This window comes from Pantoea sp. SORGH_AS_0659, from assembly GCF_031453915.1.
GTDB lineage: Bacteria > Pseudomonadota > Gammaproteobacteria > Enterobacterales > Enterobacteriaceae > Pantoea > Pantoea leporis.
Map to the genome: position 1 here is coordinate 3,724,723 of NZ_JAVJAK010000001.1, position 16,560 is coordinate 3,741,282.

Sequence of the window (16,560 nt, forward strand, 5' to 3'; positions counted from 1 at the left end):
GATGATGACTTTACAGGTATTCAGGCAATAAAAGTTCGTCAGCTATTGCTGGTCAGATTCTGATAAATCGTCTTGTGTCTGGCCGAGTTGCGCCAGTTCCAACAATGCGTATCGGTGCTCAACAAAGTTATTAACGTTGTTGGCCACCGCCAGTTTGAACAACGCTTTCGCGTCGTCCTTCTCCCCCAGACTTAGGTAATACTTACCTAAATAGAAGTTGGTTTCACTGAGATGTTCAGCGAGCGAGGTGTTATCCGTTGCGTCCGCCTTGAGACGTTCCATCAGCGTTTTTTCACTGATATCGCCAAGGTAGAACTCGACAATATTCCATCCCCATTGATCGCGAACCGCTTTGTCATGACGCTGTCTCAGCGTAACTTTTGCCTTGTCGGCATCCATATCGCTTTCAACGAGATAGAGCCAAAGGCTGCGGAATGGATCGTTAGGATCGTCTTGATAAAACGCCAGCAGATCATCTTGCGCTAACTTGTATCGACCGCCGTAATAGAGGGCGATACCACGGTTTAAATGCGCATAGTTGTAAGTTGGATCAAGCTCAAGTACAGAATCAAACGCTTCATAGGCAGCATCAAAGTTGCCTGCCTGCGTTAAGTATATACCGAGATAGTTAAATACCTCAGGCATATCTGGTCTTATAGACAGCGCTTGCGAAAAATCGTTCCGCGCTAATGCCCTCAGACCCAAACTATCATACAACACTCCGCGCTCATATAATAGCTGCGCGCGTTCATCATCGGTCAGGGCACGACTGGCAAGAATTTGTTCCATTCGCGCCAGGATCACCTCTTGCTGCAGTGTGGGCTGCAAAGGTACTGCCAGAACTTCGTTCTTACGCCAATTGGAGTTGCTGCATCCTGCCAGCGTGATAGCTGTCGCAACAAAACACCAGCGCAAAAAAGGCTTCATTTCCCACTCCCGAATACAAACATTGGGACAACCATCCTGTCATCCTCCTGCTGTGCACAAGGATTCCCGCCCTCGCGATGATCTAAACACCTCTCCCCGCAAAGCAGGGAGAGGTAAATCGGTAAACGCTTACTCGGCGTCAGATGCATCAGATGCAGCGGTAGCAACTTCTTCCGCTGGTTTCTGCTCTGTCGCTTCTTTGATGCTCAGGCGTACACGTCCCTGACGGTCCACTTCCATGACTTTCACTGGAACTTCCTGGCCCATCTGCAGGTAATCGGTCACTTTCTCAACGCGCTTGTCGGCGATCTGAGAGATGTGCACCAAACCTTCTTTACCGCCGCCGATTGCCACAAAGGCACCGAAATCAACGATACGTGTCACTTTACCAGAGTAAACGCGGCCAACTTCGATCTCAGCAGTAATCTCTTCGATACGACGAATGGCTTCTTTGGCTTTCAGGCTATCAGTTGCAGCGATCTTCACGGTGCCGTCATCTTCGATTTCGATGGTGGTGCCGGTTTCTTCGGTCAGCGCACGGATTACGGAGCCGCCTTTACCGATGACATCTTTGATCTTGTCTGAACTGATTTTGATGGTGTAAATGCGCGGCGCGAACTCAGAAATTTCCTGACGCGGCGTGCTGATTGCCTGTTCCATCACGCTCAGAATGTGCAGACGCGCACCCTTCGCTTGATTCAGAGCAACCTGCATGATTTCACGGGTGATGCCTTCGATTTTGATATCCATCTGCAGCGCAGTGATACCATCGCGGCTACCCGCTACTTTAAAGTCCATATCGCCGAGGTGATCTTCGTCACCCAGGATGTCAGACAGAACCACAAAGTTGTCGGCTTCTTTAACCAGACCCATCGCAATACCGGCTACGGCAGCTTTGATCGGTACGCCAGCGTCCATCAGTGCCAGAGATGCACCGCACACGGAAGCCATTGAAGAAGAACCGTTAGATTCAGTGATCTCTGAAACCACACGCACGGTGTAGGGGAAATCAGCTTGCTTAGGCATTACTGCCAGCACGCCGCGCTTCGCCAGACGACCGTGACCAATTTCACGACGCTTCGGTGAGCCAACCATACCGGTTTCGCCCACGCAGTATGGAGGGAAGTTGTAGTGGAACAGGAAGCTATCGGTACGCTCGCCCATTAACTCATCCAGATTCTGCGCATCACGTGCGGTACCCAATGTTGCGGTAACCAGCGCTTGCGTTTCACCACGGGTAAACAGTGAAGAACCGTGCGTGCGTGGCAGTACGCCAGTGCGCACATCCAGGCCACGAATCATATCTTTCTCACGGCCATCGATACGCGGTTCACCACGGATGATGCGGCTACGAACAACACTCTTCTCAAGGTCGTGAACGATGTCAGCGATATCGCCAGCATCCAGCGTTTCATCTTCAGCCTGCAGTGCAGCAATGGTCGCGTCTTTCACTGCGCCAACCTGAGTGTAACGCTCTTGCTTATCAGTGATGCGATAGGCATCGCTGATGCCCGCTTCTGCCAGTGCAGTAACGCGTGCGATCAGTGCGTCGTTAGTTGGCAGTGGCTGCCAATCCCAACGTGGTTTACCCGCTTCGGCAACCAGCGCGTTGATGTTTTCGATAACGATCTGCTGTTGGTCGTGGCCGTATACCACAGCGCCCAGCATCTGTTCTTCGGTCAGGATGTCAGCTTCTGATTCCACCATCAGCACCGCGTTCTGGGTACCGGCAACAACCAGGTTCAGACGTGATTCGTTGATTTCATCAGCAGTTGGGTTCAGTACGTACTGATCGTTGATATAACCCACGCGCGCTGCGCCGATTGGGCCATTGAACGGCAGACCTGACAGAGCCAGCGCAGCAGATGCGCCGATCATCGCAACGATGTCAGGGTTAACCTGTGGGTTAACAGAAACAACGGTTGCAATAACCTGCACTTCGTTAATGAAGCCTTCCGGGAACAGCGGACGAACTGGACGGTCAATCAGGCGTGAGATCAGGGTTTCGCCTTCGCTTGGACGGCCTTCACGACGGAAGAAGCTACCCGGGATACGACCAGCAGCGTAAGTACGCTCCTGATAGTTAACCGTCAGCGGGAAGAAATCCTGACCTGGTTTAGTTTTTTTCTGGCCAACAACGGTAACGAATACAGCAGTGTCATCCATGCTCACCATTACTGCAGCGGTAGCCTGGCGCGCCATCATGCCGGTTTCCAGCGTGACGGTATGCTGACCATATTGGAATTTGCGTACGATCGGGTTCAGCAAAATTTAAGTCCTTAAATTCAGAGGCGCAGCCCATTCTGGCGCGCCGGGGATTACCGATCTTCAGTTGCATCCTCGCGACTAATGACAACCTTAACCGCCCATGCGGTAAAGCCTCTCATTAGCCGCGCGAACCTCTGCAAGCAAAGATCACTCTCTGCAACAATACATGAGTTTGGTCCGGATTGCTGCGGATTGCTCGAAAAAAGGGGCCATAAAGGCCCCCTTTTCGCGAAACTCGCACAAATCTGATCGTCAGATGCGTTTTTTTGCATGGTGCATGCGCTACATCCTTGATCAGATTCTTCAGACTTAGCGACGCAGACCCAGGCTTTCGATCAGACCGGTGTAGCGAGCAACGTCTTTACGCTTCAGGTAGTCCAGCAGCTTACGACGCTGAGATACCATGCGCAGCAGACCGCGACGGCTGTGGTGATCTTTCTTGTGCTCAGAGAAGTGACCCTGCAGGTGGTTAATCTGAGCAGTCAGCAGAGCAACCTGAACTTCAGTTGAACCGCTGTCGTTGGTACCACGACCGTATTTAGCAACGATCTCTGCTTTAGCTTCTACGCTTAGAGACATAATAAACTCCGTTGGATAATGAATGTATGGGTGCCGATCTCTAATTCAGCAGCCCGCTTTTAAAGCCGCGCCATTCTACTCTTCGCCTGATAGCAACGCAAATGCGCCGTTAGGTCAAATGCGAGAGGCTTGATTACGCAGGAAATTCTACCACCAGACGACGCGGCGCCACGCGCCCATCGTCGGCGATTTCGGCCATACCAATGAATTTGTGCTCATCACCTTCCGTCACGCGCACCAATCCTTGTTCCGGCGCATCCGCCACCTGAACCGGCATACCTTGTTTGAAATAAGCCGCCACCGTAGGCAGCAAATTCACCATCGGGAACTCTTCTGCCGGACTATCCATCGGCAGCAATAACGCATCGAGCGCACTGTAATCCGGCGTTTCCGCCATGTTGACGGTGGCCGCCACTTCCTGCAGCTGCTCCAGCGTCACCATTCTTTCGATCGGATAACGCGCCACCTGCAGACGACGCAGCATGATAACGTGCGCACCGCAGCCAAGCCGTTCACCGAGATCGTCAATGATAGTGCGGATGTAAGTGCCTTTAGAGACGTGAATCTCCAGCTCCAGTTCATCACCTTCCCAGCGAATAAACTGCAGCTCAAACACTTTGATCGGGCGCGCTTCACGCGGCACGGTTATGCCTTCACGTGCGTACTCGTACAGCTTGCGTCCCTGATACTTCAGCGCGGAGAACATGGTCGGCACCTGCATGGTGTCGCCACGAAAATAGTCCAGCGCTGCATCCAGTGCCGCCTGATCAAAAGTAATCGGACGCCTCTCAACAATATTACCGTCGGCATCAGACGTATCGGTGCGTTCACCCAGGCGAGCAATGACGCGATAACGCTTGTCCGAATCGAGCAGATACTGCGAAAACTTGGTGGCTTCGCCGAGGCAAACCGGCAGCATGCCGGTCGCCAGAGGATCGAGGGCGCCGGTGTGGCCCGCTTTGTTAGCGTTGAACAGACGTTTTACTTTCTGCAGCACATCATTGGAAGATGCGCCTTGGTGCTTATCCAGCAGAAACACACCGTGGACGTCGCGACCGCGACGACGAGGACGACTCATTAGTCCTCCTTGTCATCTTCCGCCGGGCTATCGCCACGACGCTCAACATCGCTCTTAATAACGTTGCTGACCAGGTTCGACATGCGCATACCTTCGATCAGCGAGTTGTCGTAGAAGAAGGTTAGCTCCGGCACGATGCGCAGGCGCATCGCTTTACCTACCAGCGTACGGATATAGCCAGAGGCTTCTTTCAGCGCCTTCAGGCCGTTTTGCACTGCTTCTTCATCTTTATCATTCAAAAAGGTCACAAACACCTTGGCATAGGCAAGATCGCGCGACACTTCGACGCCCGAAACCGTCACCATCATACCGAGACGTGGATCTTTAATTTCGCGCTGCAGGATAATTGCGATCTCTTTCTGCAACTCCTGAGAAACGCGCTGTTGGCGGCCAAATTCTTTTGCCATTATTCTTTCTCCCAAATAATTCGGGAGGCCAGAGGCCTCCCAAATTGCAACACATCAAATGATGATCAATCGATGGTGCGTTTAATTTCAATCACTTCGAACACTTCGATCATATCGCCAACGCGAACGTCGTTATAGTTCTTCACGCCAATACCACATTCCATGCCGTTACGAACTTCGTTGACGTCATCTTTGAAGCGACGCAGAGATTCCAGCTCGCCTTCATAGATAACCACGTTGTCACGCAGTACACGGATTGGGTTGTGACGTTTGATGATACCTTCAGTGACCATACAGCCCGCGATGGCACCAAATTTCGGTGATTTGAACACGTCACGTACTGCAGCCAGACCGATAATCTGCTGTTTGAACTCTGGAGCCAGCATACCGCTCATCGCAGCTTTCACTTCGTCAATCAGATTATAGATGACGGAGTAGTAACGCAGGTCAACGTTTTCAGCGTCAATCACGCGGCGAGCAGATGCATCAGCACGCACGTTGAAGCCGAGAATGATGGCGTTGGATGCTGCAGCCAGCGTGGCGTCGGTTTCGGTGATACCACCCACGCCTGAACCGATAATGCGTACTTTCACTTCGTCGGTAGAGAGTTTCAGCAACGAATCAGAGATGGCTTCAACAGAACCCTGTACGTCAGATTTCAGTACGATGTTCAGCTCAGACACTTCGCCTTCAGTCATGTTGGCGAACATGTTCTCCAACTTAGACTTCTGCTGACGCGCCAGCTTAACTTCGCGGAATTTGCCCTGACGATACAGTGCAACTTCACGCGCTTTCTTCTCATCACGTACTACAGTCGCTTCATCACCCGCAGCCGGCACACCGGACAGACCGAGGATTTCGACTGGAATGGATGGACCCGCTTCCAGTACTTCACGACCCAGTTCGTCACGCATCGCACGTACACGGCCATATTCGAAGCCGCACAGTACGATATCGCCTTTATTCAGCGTACCTTCACGTACCAGCACGGTAGCAACCGGGCCACGACCTTTGTCGAGGAACGATTCAATTACCACGCCGCTCGCCATACCTTCACGGATAGCAGACAGTTCCAGAACTTCAGCTTGCAGCAGAATCGCATTCAGCAGGTCGTCGATACCGGTACCGGCTTTCGCAGAGACGTTAACGAACATGTTCTCACCGCCCCACTCTTCCGGAAGAATTCCGTACTGGGTCAGTTCGTTCTTAACGCGGTCTGGATCAGCATCTGGCTTATCAATTTTGTTAACCGCAACAACCACTGGCACACCGGCTGCTTTCGCATGCTGGATAGCTTCAACGGTCTGAGGCATCACGCCATCGTCAGCAGCCACAACCAGGATAACGATATCCGTGGCCTGCGCACCACGAGCACGCATTGCGGTAAACGCGGCGTGTCCCGGGGTATCGAGGAAGGTGATCATACCGTTGTCAGTTTCAACGTGGTAAGCACCAATGTGCTGGGTAATACCGCCCGCTTCGCCTGATGCCACTTTCGTTGAACGAATGTAGTCAAGCAGCGAGGTTTTACCGTGGTCAACGTGACCCATGATGGTGACGACTGGCGCACGGCTTTCCTGCGCAGCATCGGTGTCACGATCGTCCATTACCGCTTCTTCCAGCTCATTCTCGCGGCGCAGGATCACTTTGTGACCCATCTCTTCCGCAACCATCTGAGCGGTTTCTTGATCGATAACCTGGTTAATGGTCGCCATGGCGCCCATCTTCATCATCGCTTTAACGACCAGAGAACCTTTGATCGCCATTTTGTTGGCCAGTTCAGCAACGGTGATGGTTTCACCGATGACAACATCGCGGTTAACCGCCTGAGCCGGCTTGTTAAAGCCCTGCTGCAGGGTGCTTGGCTTACGATGCTTACCGCCTTTGCCGCCACGCACCTGAGCACGCGCTTCTTCGCGATCGGTTTTAGCTTCAGAATGCTTGTTGCCTTTCTTAACCGGACGAGCCGCTTTGGTGGTGCGAGCACGTGCACGGCCAGCTTCTACCTGGCGATCGTTCTCGTCTTCTGCCTGACGGGCGTGAGTAGAGGTAGTGACGTGATAGTCGCCTTTATCCTCTTCTTCAGGTTTTGCCCATTCAGCGCCTTTCTCTTCAGCCAGGCGGCGGGCTTCTTCAGCCACGCGGCGCGCATCTTCTTCCAGCTTACGGCGTGCTTCTTCTTCTGCTTTACGTTTCAGTTCGGCAGCTTCTGCTTCACGACGGGCTTTATCAGATTGCGCAGCCTTGGCTACTACATCGGTAGGTTGATTAGTCAATTTCTCTTTTTCCGCTGCTTCACGTTTAGCCTTGTCAGCGGCTTCGCGCTTGGCTTTGTCTTCGGCTTCACGTTGCGCTTTCTGTTCAGCTTCGCGACGGGCTTGTTCTTCCGCCTCGCGACGCGCCTGCTCTTCCGCTTCACGCTGCGCCTCGGCTTCTGCTTCTGCCTGAGCTTGCTCAGACTCTGCATCGCCTTTCACGTATGTGCGCTTTTTGCGGACTTCGATTTGTACCGACTTACTTTTACCCCCGGTGACGGGAATATTCAAGGTGCTGCGCGTCTTGCGCTGCAAAGTCAGCTTGCTTGAACCGGTCTGACCGTGCTCACGATTCAGGTGAGACAGTAAGGTTTCTTTCTCTTGCTGGGATACCGCATCGTTTTCAGACTTACGGATCCCTGCATCAGCAAATTGCTGTACCAGGCGATCGACCGGGGTCTGAATTTCGGCGGCCAGCGATTTTACGGTTACATCTGTCATGCTGTTCCTTCCTGTTATTACGCGTCATCGCCGAACCAGCAGATATTACGTGCAGCCATAATCAGCGCACCGGCTTTCTCGTCATCCAGCCCTTCAATATCTGTCAGATCGTCAACACCTTGCTCAGCGAGATCTTCCAGCGTGCAAACGCCTTTCGACGCCAGGCGATACGCCAGCGCACGATCCAAGCCCTCAAGATTCAGAAGATCCTCAGCGGGCTCCTGATTACCAAGGCTCTCTTCTTTCGCTAATGCCAGGGTGGTTAACGCATTTTTTGCTCGTTCACGCAGGGCTTCAATGGTCTCTTCATCGAGGCCGTCGATTTCCAGCAGCTCGTTGATTGGCACATAAGCCAATTCTTCCAGCGAAGAGAAGCCCTCTTCCACCAGAATGGTGGCGAACTCTTCGTCGATGTCGAGATGTTTGGTGAACATATCGATCGCTGCATGGGCTTCAGCTTGGTGCTTAGCCTGCAGATCATCGACGGTCATCACGTTTAGTTCCCAACCGCTCAGTTGGGAAGCCAGACGCACGTTTTGGCCGTTACGGCCGATCGCCTGAGCCAGATTGCCGGCTTCAACAGCGATATCCATGGTGTGATTGTCTTCATCCACCACAATTGACGCCACATCGGCTGGCGCCATAGCGTTGATAACGAACTGCGCCGGGTTGTCGTCCCACAGCACAATGTCGATACGCTCGCCACCCAGCTCGCTCGAAACCGCCTGGACACGCGCACCGCGCATACCGACGCAAGCGCCCACTGGATCAATACGTTTATCGTTGGTCTTCACCGCGATTTTGGCGCGTGAGCCCGGATCGCGCGCTGCCGCTTTGATCTCGATAACTTCTTCGCCAATTTCTGGCACCTCAATGCGGAACAACTCGATCAGCATTTCTGGTTTAGAACGGGTGACGAACAGCTGCGCGCCACGCGCTTCAGGGCGAACGGCATACAGCACACCGCGGATACGATCACCTGGACGGAAGTTTTCACGCGGCAGCATGTCTTCACGCAAAATCACGGCTTCAGCATTGCTGCCGAGGTCCAGTGAAATGTTGTCACGGTTCACTTTCTTCACCACGCCGGTGATGATTTCGCCTTCGTGTTGACGGAACTGATCAACCACCATTGCACGCTCAGCTTCACGTACTTTTTGTACGATAACCTGCTTAGCAGTTTGGGTGGTGATACGGTCGAAGGTGACAGATTCAATCTGATCTTCGACAAATTCGCCCAGATTGAACGCTTCGTCTTCATAACGGGCTGCATCCAGCGTGATCTCGCGAGTCGGCTGCGTGACTTCTTCTACAATCTGCCAGCGACGAAAGGTGTCGAAATCGCCGCTGCGGCGATCGATGCTGACACGCACTTCGATCTCTTGCTCATACTTCTTTTTGGTCGCAGTGGCCAAAGCGCTCTCCAGCGCTTCGAAGATTTTCTCACGCGGCAGGGCTTTTTCGTTAGAAACGGCTTCTACTACAGCTAAGATCTCTTTGTTCATCCTGGTTAGCCTCAATCCGGACTTTTAAAAGTGGGGGACCAGGTTCGCTTTCTGAATGTTGCTCAGCGCGAACACTTCATCGTTACCCTCAACGGTCACCGTGATCATCTCGCCTTCAACAGACTTGATGATACCCTGCCATTTACGGCGGTTTTGTACGGCCATGCGTAGTACCAGGCTCACCTCGTCACCGACAAAACGTGCATAGTGTTCAGCAGTGAAAAGAGGACGTTCGAGACCCGGCGAGGAAACTTCAAGGTTGTAAGCCACGGTAATTGGATCTTCCACATCCATTACTGCGCTAACCTGGTGGCTAACATCGGCGCAATCATCAACATTGATACCCTCTTCACTATCAATATAGATGCGCAGGGTTGATGTGCGACCACGAATAAACTCAATACCGACTAATTCGTAGCCAAGCGCTTCTACTGGAGCAGAGATCAACTCTGTCAATTTTTGCTCTAATGTGGACAAGCCCACCCCCAAGACATAAAAAAAGGGCCTATAGCCCAGTGTTTCGATTTCCTGATAACAAAAAACCCCGAATATTCGGGGCTTTTTGTGACTGGACCCTGTACGCCGCATAGCGGCTTCGGAGCACAATCCAAAAGAATTTTTTTCAAAAATCACTGAGATTGCGTCCGTCGATGCATACAGTATATTTGAAAAAGAACTCTAAGGGAAAGTGGTTGCGGGGGCCGGATTTGAACCGACGACCTTCGGGTTATGAGCCCGACGAGCTACCAGGCTGCTCCACCCCGCGTCCGAAAACGTGGCGAATAATACGCCGACCTTGCAAAAAATGCAAGTTAAACTGAGATTTGGTACCGAGGACGGGACTTGAACCCGTAAGCCCTTTCGAGCACTACCACCTCAAGGTAGCGTGTCTACCAATTTCACCACCTCGGTACATCACTAGACTGCGACGTTGTTTTATCGCACTACAGCGTTGACGATCTTACTGCGGGATATCATTGCCCGGTGTTGCCGGTTTAGCTGGCTGAGTCTGCTGTTCAGACTGCGCCGGCGCAGTGAGGTTATCCCACTCGCTACCTTTGGCTGTTTTATTACTGTTCAGGTTACCCAGAACCAGGCTGATGATGAAGAACAGCGTAGCCAGTACCGCGGTCATACGAGTCATAAAGTTGCCAGACCCATTTGAACCAAACAGCGTACCAGAAGCGCCTGCACCGAATGAGGCTCCCATATCAGCGCCTTTGCCTTGCTGCAGCATGATCAAACCCACGAGGCCAATCGCTACAATAAGGAAAACAACTAACAGAGCTTCGTACATAATCAACCTGTTTCCTTGCGCGTATCTGCACAGTTAAAGCTTCAACCAATATCGATGGGGAGTCTCGTCATCACCCATCAGAAGCGGGTGTGAATACTAACCAAAGGCACATACCTCTGCAAGTGCAATTTTCACCATCGCTTTCGATTGCGGAAAAAAGCACCATCCCGGTGATTTTGCAGGCGGAAAGTTTAAAAACTCCCCGCCTGAAAACTTACACCGCTTTTACTGCATCCGCGATTTTATGCGCCAGCGCACTGACCTGCGCCTCATCTTCACCTTCCACCATCACACGAATCAGGGGTTCAGTGCCGGATTTGCGCAGCAACACGCGACCGCGTCCCGCCAGCGTTTTTTCAGCTTCCGCAGTGACAGCTTTCACGCTTTCGCTTTCCAGCGGATCGTGCTCGCCAGCGAAGCGCACATTGACCAGAATCTGCGGCAGCATTTTCATGCCGCTGCACAAGTCATGTAGCGTCATATGGTTGCGTACGATTGCAGTTAGCACTTGCAAACTTGCTACGATGCCGTCGCCGGTGGTGGTTTTATCCAGCAGAATGACGTGACCGGAGTTTTCGGCTCCTAGACGCCAGCCCTTCTCCTGCATTTTTTCCAGCACATAGCGGTCGCCAACTTTCGCACGGGTAAACGGAATACCCAGCTGTTTCAGCGCCAGTTCCAGACCCATGTTGCTCATTAACGTCCCCACCACTCCACCGCGCAGCTGGCCCTGACGCAGCCCTTCACGCGCAATGATGTAGAGAATTTGATCGCCATCGACTTTGTGACCTAAATGGTCAACCATCATGATGCGGTCGCCATCACCGTCGTACGCCAGTCCGAGATCGGCCTTCTCTTCCAATACGCGATGCTGCAGCAAACGCAGATCGGTCGCACCGCAATCTTTGTTGATGTTCATGCCATCCGGCTGCACGCCGATAGCAATCACATTCGCACCCAGCTCACGCAGCACATTAGGCGCAATGTGATACGTCGCGCCATTCGCACAATCGACCACAATCTTTAGCCCATTCAGGCTCAGCTCGCTTGGGAAAGTCCCTTTGCAGAATTCGATGTAACGACCAGCAGCATCGACAATGCGACTGGCGCGGCCCAGTTCAGCCGACTCTACGCAGGTGATCGGCTTTTCCATCTCCAGTTCGATGGCTTCTTCAACTTCATCCGGCAGCTTGGTACCTTCAGCCGAGAAGAATTTGATGCCATTGTCGTCAAAGGGATTATGAGAAGCTGAAATGACAATACCCGCTTCCGCGCGGAAAGTGCGGGTCAGATAAGCAATTGCAGGTGTCGGCATCGGGCCGGTGAAGGCCGCTGACAATCCCGCCGCCGCCAGGCCCGCTTCCAGTGCCGATTCCAGCATATAGCCTGAAATACGCGTATCTTTACCAATCAATACTTTGCGTGAACCCTGGCGCGCCAGCACCTTACCCGCCGCCCAGCCCAACTTGAGTACAAAATCAGGGGTAATCGGTGCTTCACCGACTTTGCCGCGAATCCCATCTGTACCGAAATATTTACGATTACTCATGCTTTATCCTTTTGCTCTCCGTGTCGCTTCGACGACGCGCATCGCTTCGACAGTCTCTTTCACATCATGCACGCGAATAATTTGCGCCCCTTGCATGGCGGCAATCACCGCACAGCTGAGGCTTCCGGTCAGACGCTGGGCCGGACCGACATTTAGCAACTGCCCAACCATCGACTTGCGTGACATTCCTACCAACAGCGGTAAGCCGTAGTGGTGGAAATGGCTGAGGTTGGCCAGCAGTTCATAGTTGTGGCTGAGATTCTTACCGAAACCGAAGCCAGGATCGAGCATCAGGTTATCTTTTTTGATGCCGGCGGCTTCACATCGCGCAATCTGTGCAGCGAAGTAAGCATCCACTTCGCTCACGATGTGGCTATATTCCGGTGCCTGCTGCATGGTGCGCGGTTCTCCTTGCATATGCATCAGACACACCGGCAAGCCTGTTTCTGCCGCCGCCGCCAGCGCGCCCGGTTCGGACAAAGAACGAATGTCATTGATAATGTGAGCACCCACTCGCGCCGCTTCACGGATTACTTCTGGCTTGGAAGTATCGACCGAAATCCACACCTCAAAACGCTGCGCGATGGCTTCCACCACCGGAATAACGCGTGCCAGCTCCTCTTCCACGCTAACTTCATCAGCGCCCGGACGCGTTGATTCACCGCCCACATCAATAATGGTGGCACCGGCATTCACCATTTCATTGGTGTGCGTCAGCGCATCGACCAGCGTGTTGTGACTTCCACCATCAGAGAAAGAGTCCGGCGTGACATTCAAAATACCCATCACATGGGGAAAAGAGAGATCGAGATGGGAATCACGGGCGAACAACTTCATGGCGAGAATCTCCTTGAGGAATCACTGAATCGCGGAATGTAAAAAACCCCGGACTGACCGGGGTTTGCATTGTAACAAGTATTGCGGGAGGGAGAACTGGCGGTGAGCAACGCCTCCCGCCAGAATGCCATCACATGATCTTGTCTGAACCCGGCGTTTTCGGGTCATCAACAGGACGTGGAGCCTGCGTAGAGTCGCCGTTACCCACAGCAACTTTCGCCTCTTCCCAACCTGCTGGTGGACGCACTTCGCGGCGTGCCATCAGATCGCTGATCTGCGGTGCATCGATGGTCTCATACTTCATCAGCGCGTCTTTCATCGCGTGAAGGATGTCCATGTTTTCATTCAGAATACGGCGTGCACGCTGATAGTTGGTATCGATAAGGTGTTTAACTTCCTGATCGATAATGCGCGCCGTTTCATCTGACATGTGTTTTGCTTTCGCCACTGAGCGACCGAGGAACACTTCGCCCTCTTCTTCAGCGTAAAGCAATGGACCCAGCTTCTCAGAGAAGCCCCACTGCGTAACCATGTTGCGTGCTACGCTGGTCGCCATTTTGATGTCAGATGAAGCACCGGTAGAAACATAGTCCGGACCATAAATGATCTCTTCCGCCAGACGTCCGCCGTAAGCCACAGAAATACGGCTTTCCAGCTTCTGACGGTTGGCACTGATCTCATCGCCTACTGGCAAGAAGAAAGCCACACCCAGAGCACGACCACGCGGAATGATGGTGACCTTGTGCACCGGATCGTAACCCGGAACCAGCGTACCCACGATCGCGTGACCCGCTTCATGATAAGCCGTCGATTCTTTCTGCTCTTCGGTCATCACCATGGAGCGACGTTCCGCACCCATCATGATTTTGTCTTTGGCTTTTTCAAACTCAACCATCGAAACAACACGCTTGTTGCCGCGAGCAGCAAACAGCGCAGCTTCGTTGACCAGGTTAGCCAAATCCGCACCGGAGAAACCAGGTGTACCACGTGCGATGACTGATGGATCCATATCGGTTGCCAGCGGCACACGACGCATATGGACTTTCAGAATCTGCTCACGACCACGCACGTCTGGCAGACCCACCACAACCTGACGGTCGAAGCGGCCTGGACGCAGCAGCGCCGGGTCAAGTACGTCTGGACGGTTAGTTGCCGCGATAACGATGATGCCTTCATTACCTTCAAAGCCATCCATCTCAACCAGCATCTGGTTCAGCGTTTGTTCACGTTCATCGTGACCACCGCCTAAACCGGCGCCACGCTGACGGCCAACCGCATCGATTTCATCGATAAAGATGATGCACGGTGCCGCTTTCTTCGCTTGTTCGAACATGTCACGCACACGAGATGCACCAACACCGACAAACATTTCCACGAAGTCAGAACCGGAAATGGTAAAGAACGGGACTTTGGCTTCACCAGCAATCGCTTTCGCCAGCAGCGTTTTACCGGTACCCGGAGGGCCGACCATCAGGACGCCTTTCGGAATTTTACCGCCCAGCTTCTGGAAACGGCTCGGCTCACGCAGATACTCAACCAGCTCACCGACTTCTTCTTTGGCCTCATCACAACCGGCCACGTCAGCAAAAGTGGTTTTAATCTGATCTTCGGTCAGCATGCGGGCTTTGCTCTTGCCGAAGGACATCGCGCCCTTGCCGCCGCCGCCCTGCATCTGCCGCATAAAGAAGATCCACACGCCAATCAGCAGCAGCATTGGGAACCATGAGATGAAGATGGAGGCCAGCAGGCTTGGTTCTTCAGGCGGTTCGCCAACGACTTTGACGTTTTTGGTCAACAGGTTATCGAGTAACTTAGGATCGTTGACGGGGATATAGGTGGTGTATTTATTGCTGTCTTTTTTGACAACGTTAATCTCACGCCCGTTAATTCGTGCCTCGCGGACCTGATCTTGGTTCACTTCCGATAGGAAAGTTGAATAATCAACCCTACGGCCATTCGACTCGCTGGGCCCAAAGCTCTGGAATACAGACATCAGCACGACCGCGATGACTAACCAGAGAATCAGGTTTTTCGCCATGTCACTCAAGGGATTAACCTCATATTACAACGATGTTAACAGACAGCGTAGGGTACTATAGATCCTTCATACCTGGAATCGCAGTGCGGATGATTTTGCTTGTTTACCCTGAAACTCAGAATTACACATCAGAGTAAACGCATTGGTCGTCTTGCTTTGATTCCGGCAATTCGGGCTAAAGTTTGCGCCCCGTCGCCACAATGTACACTTCGCGCGAACGTAATCGCGAAGCGTCCGGCTTACGAATTTTTACTTTCGTAAACAGGGAGCGAATTTCCCGCAGGTATTCATCGAAGCCATCTCCCTGAAACACTTTCACGACAAAACTGCCGCCTGGGGCCAGGATATCCCGGCACATTTCCAGCGCCAATTCTACCAAATACATCGAACGTGGAATATCAACCGCAGGTGTACCGCTCATGTTGGGTGCCATATCAGACATCACCACCTGCACCTTTTGGTCGCCAACGCGCTCCAGTAAGGCGTTAAGTACCGCCTCATCACGAAAATCGCCCTGCAAAAAATCAACGCCGACAATCGGATCCATTGGTAACAGATCGCAGGCGATGATACGACCACTTGATCCGATAAGCTGAACCACGTATTGCGACCAACCGCCGGGTGCCGCACCGAGATCAACAACCGTCATCCCGGGTTTGAAAATCTTGTCACCCTGCTGAATTTCTTCAAGTTTAAACCAGGCACGCGAACGTAACCCTTTTTTCTGTGCCTGCAGCACATATTTATCGCTAAAGTGTTCCTGTAGCCAGCGACTGGAACTGGCCGAACGCTTTTTACCCGTCATAATTTTTCCAATTAAATCGTCATCGTAGCGATAAATCAGCACGCAATGGTCGCGTTGATTTGGCGATATACCCGAGATGGCGGTAGAATGAACCGTTTTCAATCCCTGAGTAAGCAAAAAATACGATGAATCTGAGTACCAAACAAAAACAGCACCTGAAAGGCCTTGCCCATCCGCTTAAGCCGGTTGTCATGCTGGGCGGAAATGGCCTGACCGAAGGCGTGCTTGCCGAAATCGAACTGGCGCTCGAGCATCACGAATTGATCAAGGTAAAAATTGCCTCGGAAGATCGTGAAACTAAGCAGCTGATCGTGGACGCTATCGTGCGTGAAACTAAAGCAGGCAACGTACAGGTAATCGGCAACACGCTGGTGCTGTATCGCCCTGCCAAAGAGCGTAAAATTACTCTTCCGCGTTAATCATGCCTTTAAAGGCGGCGACGGGCAAAGAAAGTGCCACGCTCCTGCATGTGATAAAAGGCCGCAATGCGGCCTTTTTCCTTTCTTTACAAAAT

The 16,560-nt window shown here is 52.5% G+C and carries 14 protein-coding genes and 2 tRNA genes; 1 reads left to right on the forward strand and 15 read right to left on the reverse strand.

The genetic code is table 11. The features are described 5' to 3' along the window. Window positions 1-42: 42 nt before the first annotated feature. The 15 genes from nlpI to rlmE form a co-directional block, all read right to left on the reverse strand. On the reverse strand, window positions 43-927 hold the full coding sequence (gene nlpI, locus Q3H59_RS17600) for a lipoprotein NlpI (protein ID WP_008104288.1): 885 nt from the start codon (window positions 925-927) through the stop codon (window positions 43-45). Window positions 928-1,056: 129 nt separating this feature from the next. Beyond that, window positions 1,057-3,195 (reverse strand): polyribonucleotide nucleotidyltransferase, encoded by a 2,139-nt coding sequence (gene pnp / locus Q3H59_RS17605; protein WP_176970189.1) that lies wholly within the window; start codon window positions 3,193-3,195, stop codon window positions 1,057-1,059. A 309-nt stretch (window positions 3,196-3,504) separates the two neighbouring features. Further along, entirely contained in the window at window positions 3,505-3,774 is a 270-nt protein-coding gene (rpsO, locus tag Q3H59_RS17610; protein WP_036620269.1) for a 30S ribosomal protein S15, read from the reverse strand. 133 nt (window positions 3,775-3,907) lie between these two features. Next, a complete protein-coding gene (gene truB / locus Q3H59_RS17615) occupies window positions 3,908-4,852 on the reverse strand; it encodes a tRNA pseudouridine(55) synthase TruB (protein ID WP_309836100.1) in 945 nt (314 codons plus the stop codon). After that, window positions 4,852-5,259, reverse strand: coding sequence for a 30S ribosome-binding factor RbfA (gene rbfA, locus Q3H59_RS17620; protein ID WP_101762250.1), 408 nt, complete (start codon window positions 5,257-5,259; stop codon window positions 4,852-4,854). The genes truB and rbfA overlap by 1 nt, the downstream gene beginning before the upstream one ends. Before the next feature lie 65 nt (window positions 5,260-5,324). Then, window positions 5,325-8,015, reverse strand: a complete 2,691-nt coding sequence (gene infB, locus Q3H59_RS17625) for a translation initiation factor IF-2 (RefSeq protein ID WP_064737725.1) — start codon at window positions 8,013-8,015, stop codon at window positions 5,325-5,327. Between the two features lie 17 nt (window positions 8,016-8,032). Continuing rightward, complete coding sequence (nusA, locus tag Q3H59_RS17630) at window positions 8,033-9,520, reverse strand: transcription termination factor NusA (protein ID WP_101762251.1); 1,488 nt, start codon at window positions 9,518-9,520, stop codon at window positions 8,033-8,035. A gap of 24 nt (window positions 9,521-9,544) precedes the next feature. Then, complete coding sequence (gene rimP, locus Q3H59_RS17635; RefSeq protein WP_137386838.1) at window positions 9,545-9,997, reverse strand: ribosome maturation factor RimP; 453 nt, start codon at window positions 9,995-9,997, stop codon at window positions 9,545-9,547. Between the two features lie 212 nt (window positions 9,998-10,209). Beyond that, window positions 10,210-10,286 (reverse strand) — tRNA-Met (locus tag Q3H59_RS17640). Between the two features lie 59 nt (window positions 10,287-10,345). Then, window positions 10,346-10,432 (reverse strand) — tRNA-Leu (locus Q3H59_RS17645). A gap of 49 nt (window positions 10,433-10,481) precedes the next feature. Further along, window positions 10,482-10,817, reverse strand: coding sequence for a preprotein translocase subunit SecG (gene secG / locus Q3H59_RS17650; protein WP_007886689.1), 336 nt, complete (start codon window positions 10,815-10,817; stop codon window positions 10,482-10,484). A 214-nt stretch (window positions 10,818-11,031) separates the two neighbouring features. After that, window positions 11,032-12,366 carry a phosphoglucosamine mutase gene (glmM, locus tag Q3H59_RS17655; RefSeq protein WP_101762253.1) on the reverse strand — a complete coding sequence of 445 codons (1,335 nt, stop codon included), beginning with the start codon at window positions 12,364-12,366 and terminating at the stop codon, window positions 11,032-11,034. A 3-nt stretch (window positions 12,367-12,369) separates the two neighbouring features. Beyond that, the gene (gene folP, locus Q3H59_RS17660; protein WP_101762254.1) at window positions 12,370-13,203 is read right to left on the reverse strand and encodes a dihydropteroate synthase; all 834 of its coding nucleotides are present in this window, start codon (window positions 13,201-13,203) and stop codon (window positions 12,370-12,372) included. A gap of 130 nt (window positions 13,204-13,333) precedes the next feature. Continuing rightward, the gene (gene ftsH / locus Q3H59_RS17665) at window positions 13,334-15,241 is read right to left on the reverse strand and encodes an ATP-dependent zinc metalloprotease FtsH (protein ID WP_036620266.1); all 1,908 of its coding nucleotides are present in this window, start codon (window positions 15,239-15,241) and stop codon (window positions 13,334-13,336) included. Between the two features lie 175 nt (window positions 15,242-15,416). Continuing rightward, window positions 15,417-16,046, reverse strand: coding sequence for a 23S rRNA (uridine(2552)-2'-O)-methyltransferase RlmE (gene rlmE / locus Q3H59_RS17670; RefSeq protein ID WP_007886684.1), 630 nt, complete (start codon window positions 16,044-16,046; stop codon window positions 15,417-15,419). Window positions 16,047-16,171: 125 nt separating this feature from the next. On the opposite strand from rlmE, the gene yhbY reads away from it, so the two are divergent. Continuing rightward, a complete protein-coding gene (gene yhbY, locus Q3H59_RS17675; RefSeq protein ID WP_007886683.1) occupies window positions 16,172-16,465 on the forward strand; it encodes a ribosome assembly RNA-binding protein YhbY in 294 nt (97 codons plus the stop codon). The last annotated feature ends 95 nt before the right edge of the window (window positions 16,466-16,560 follow it).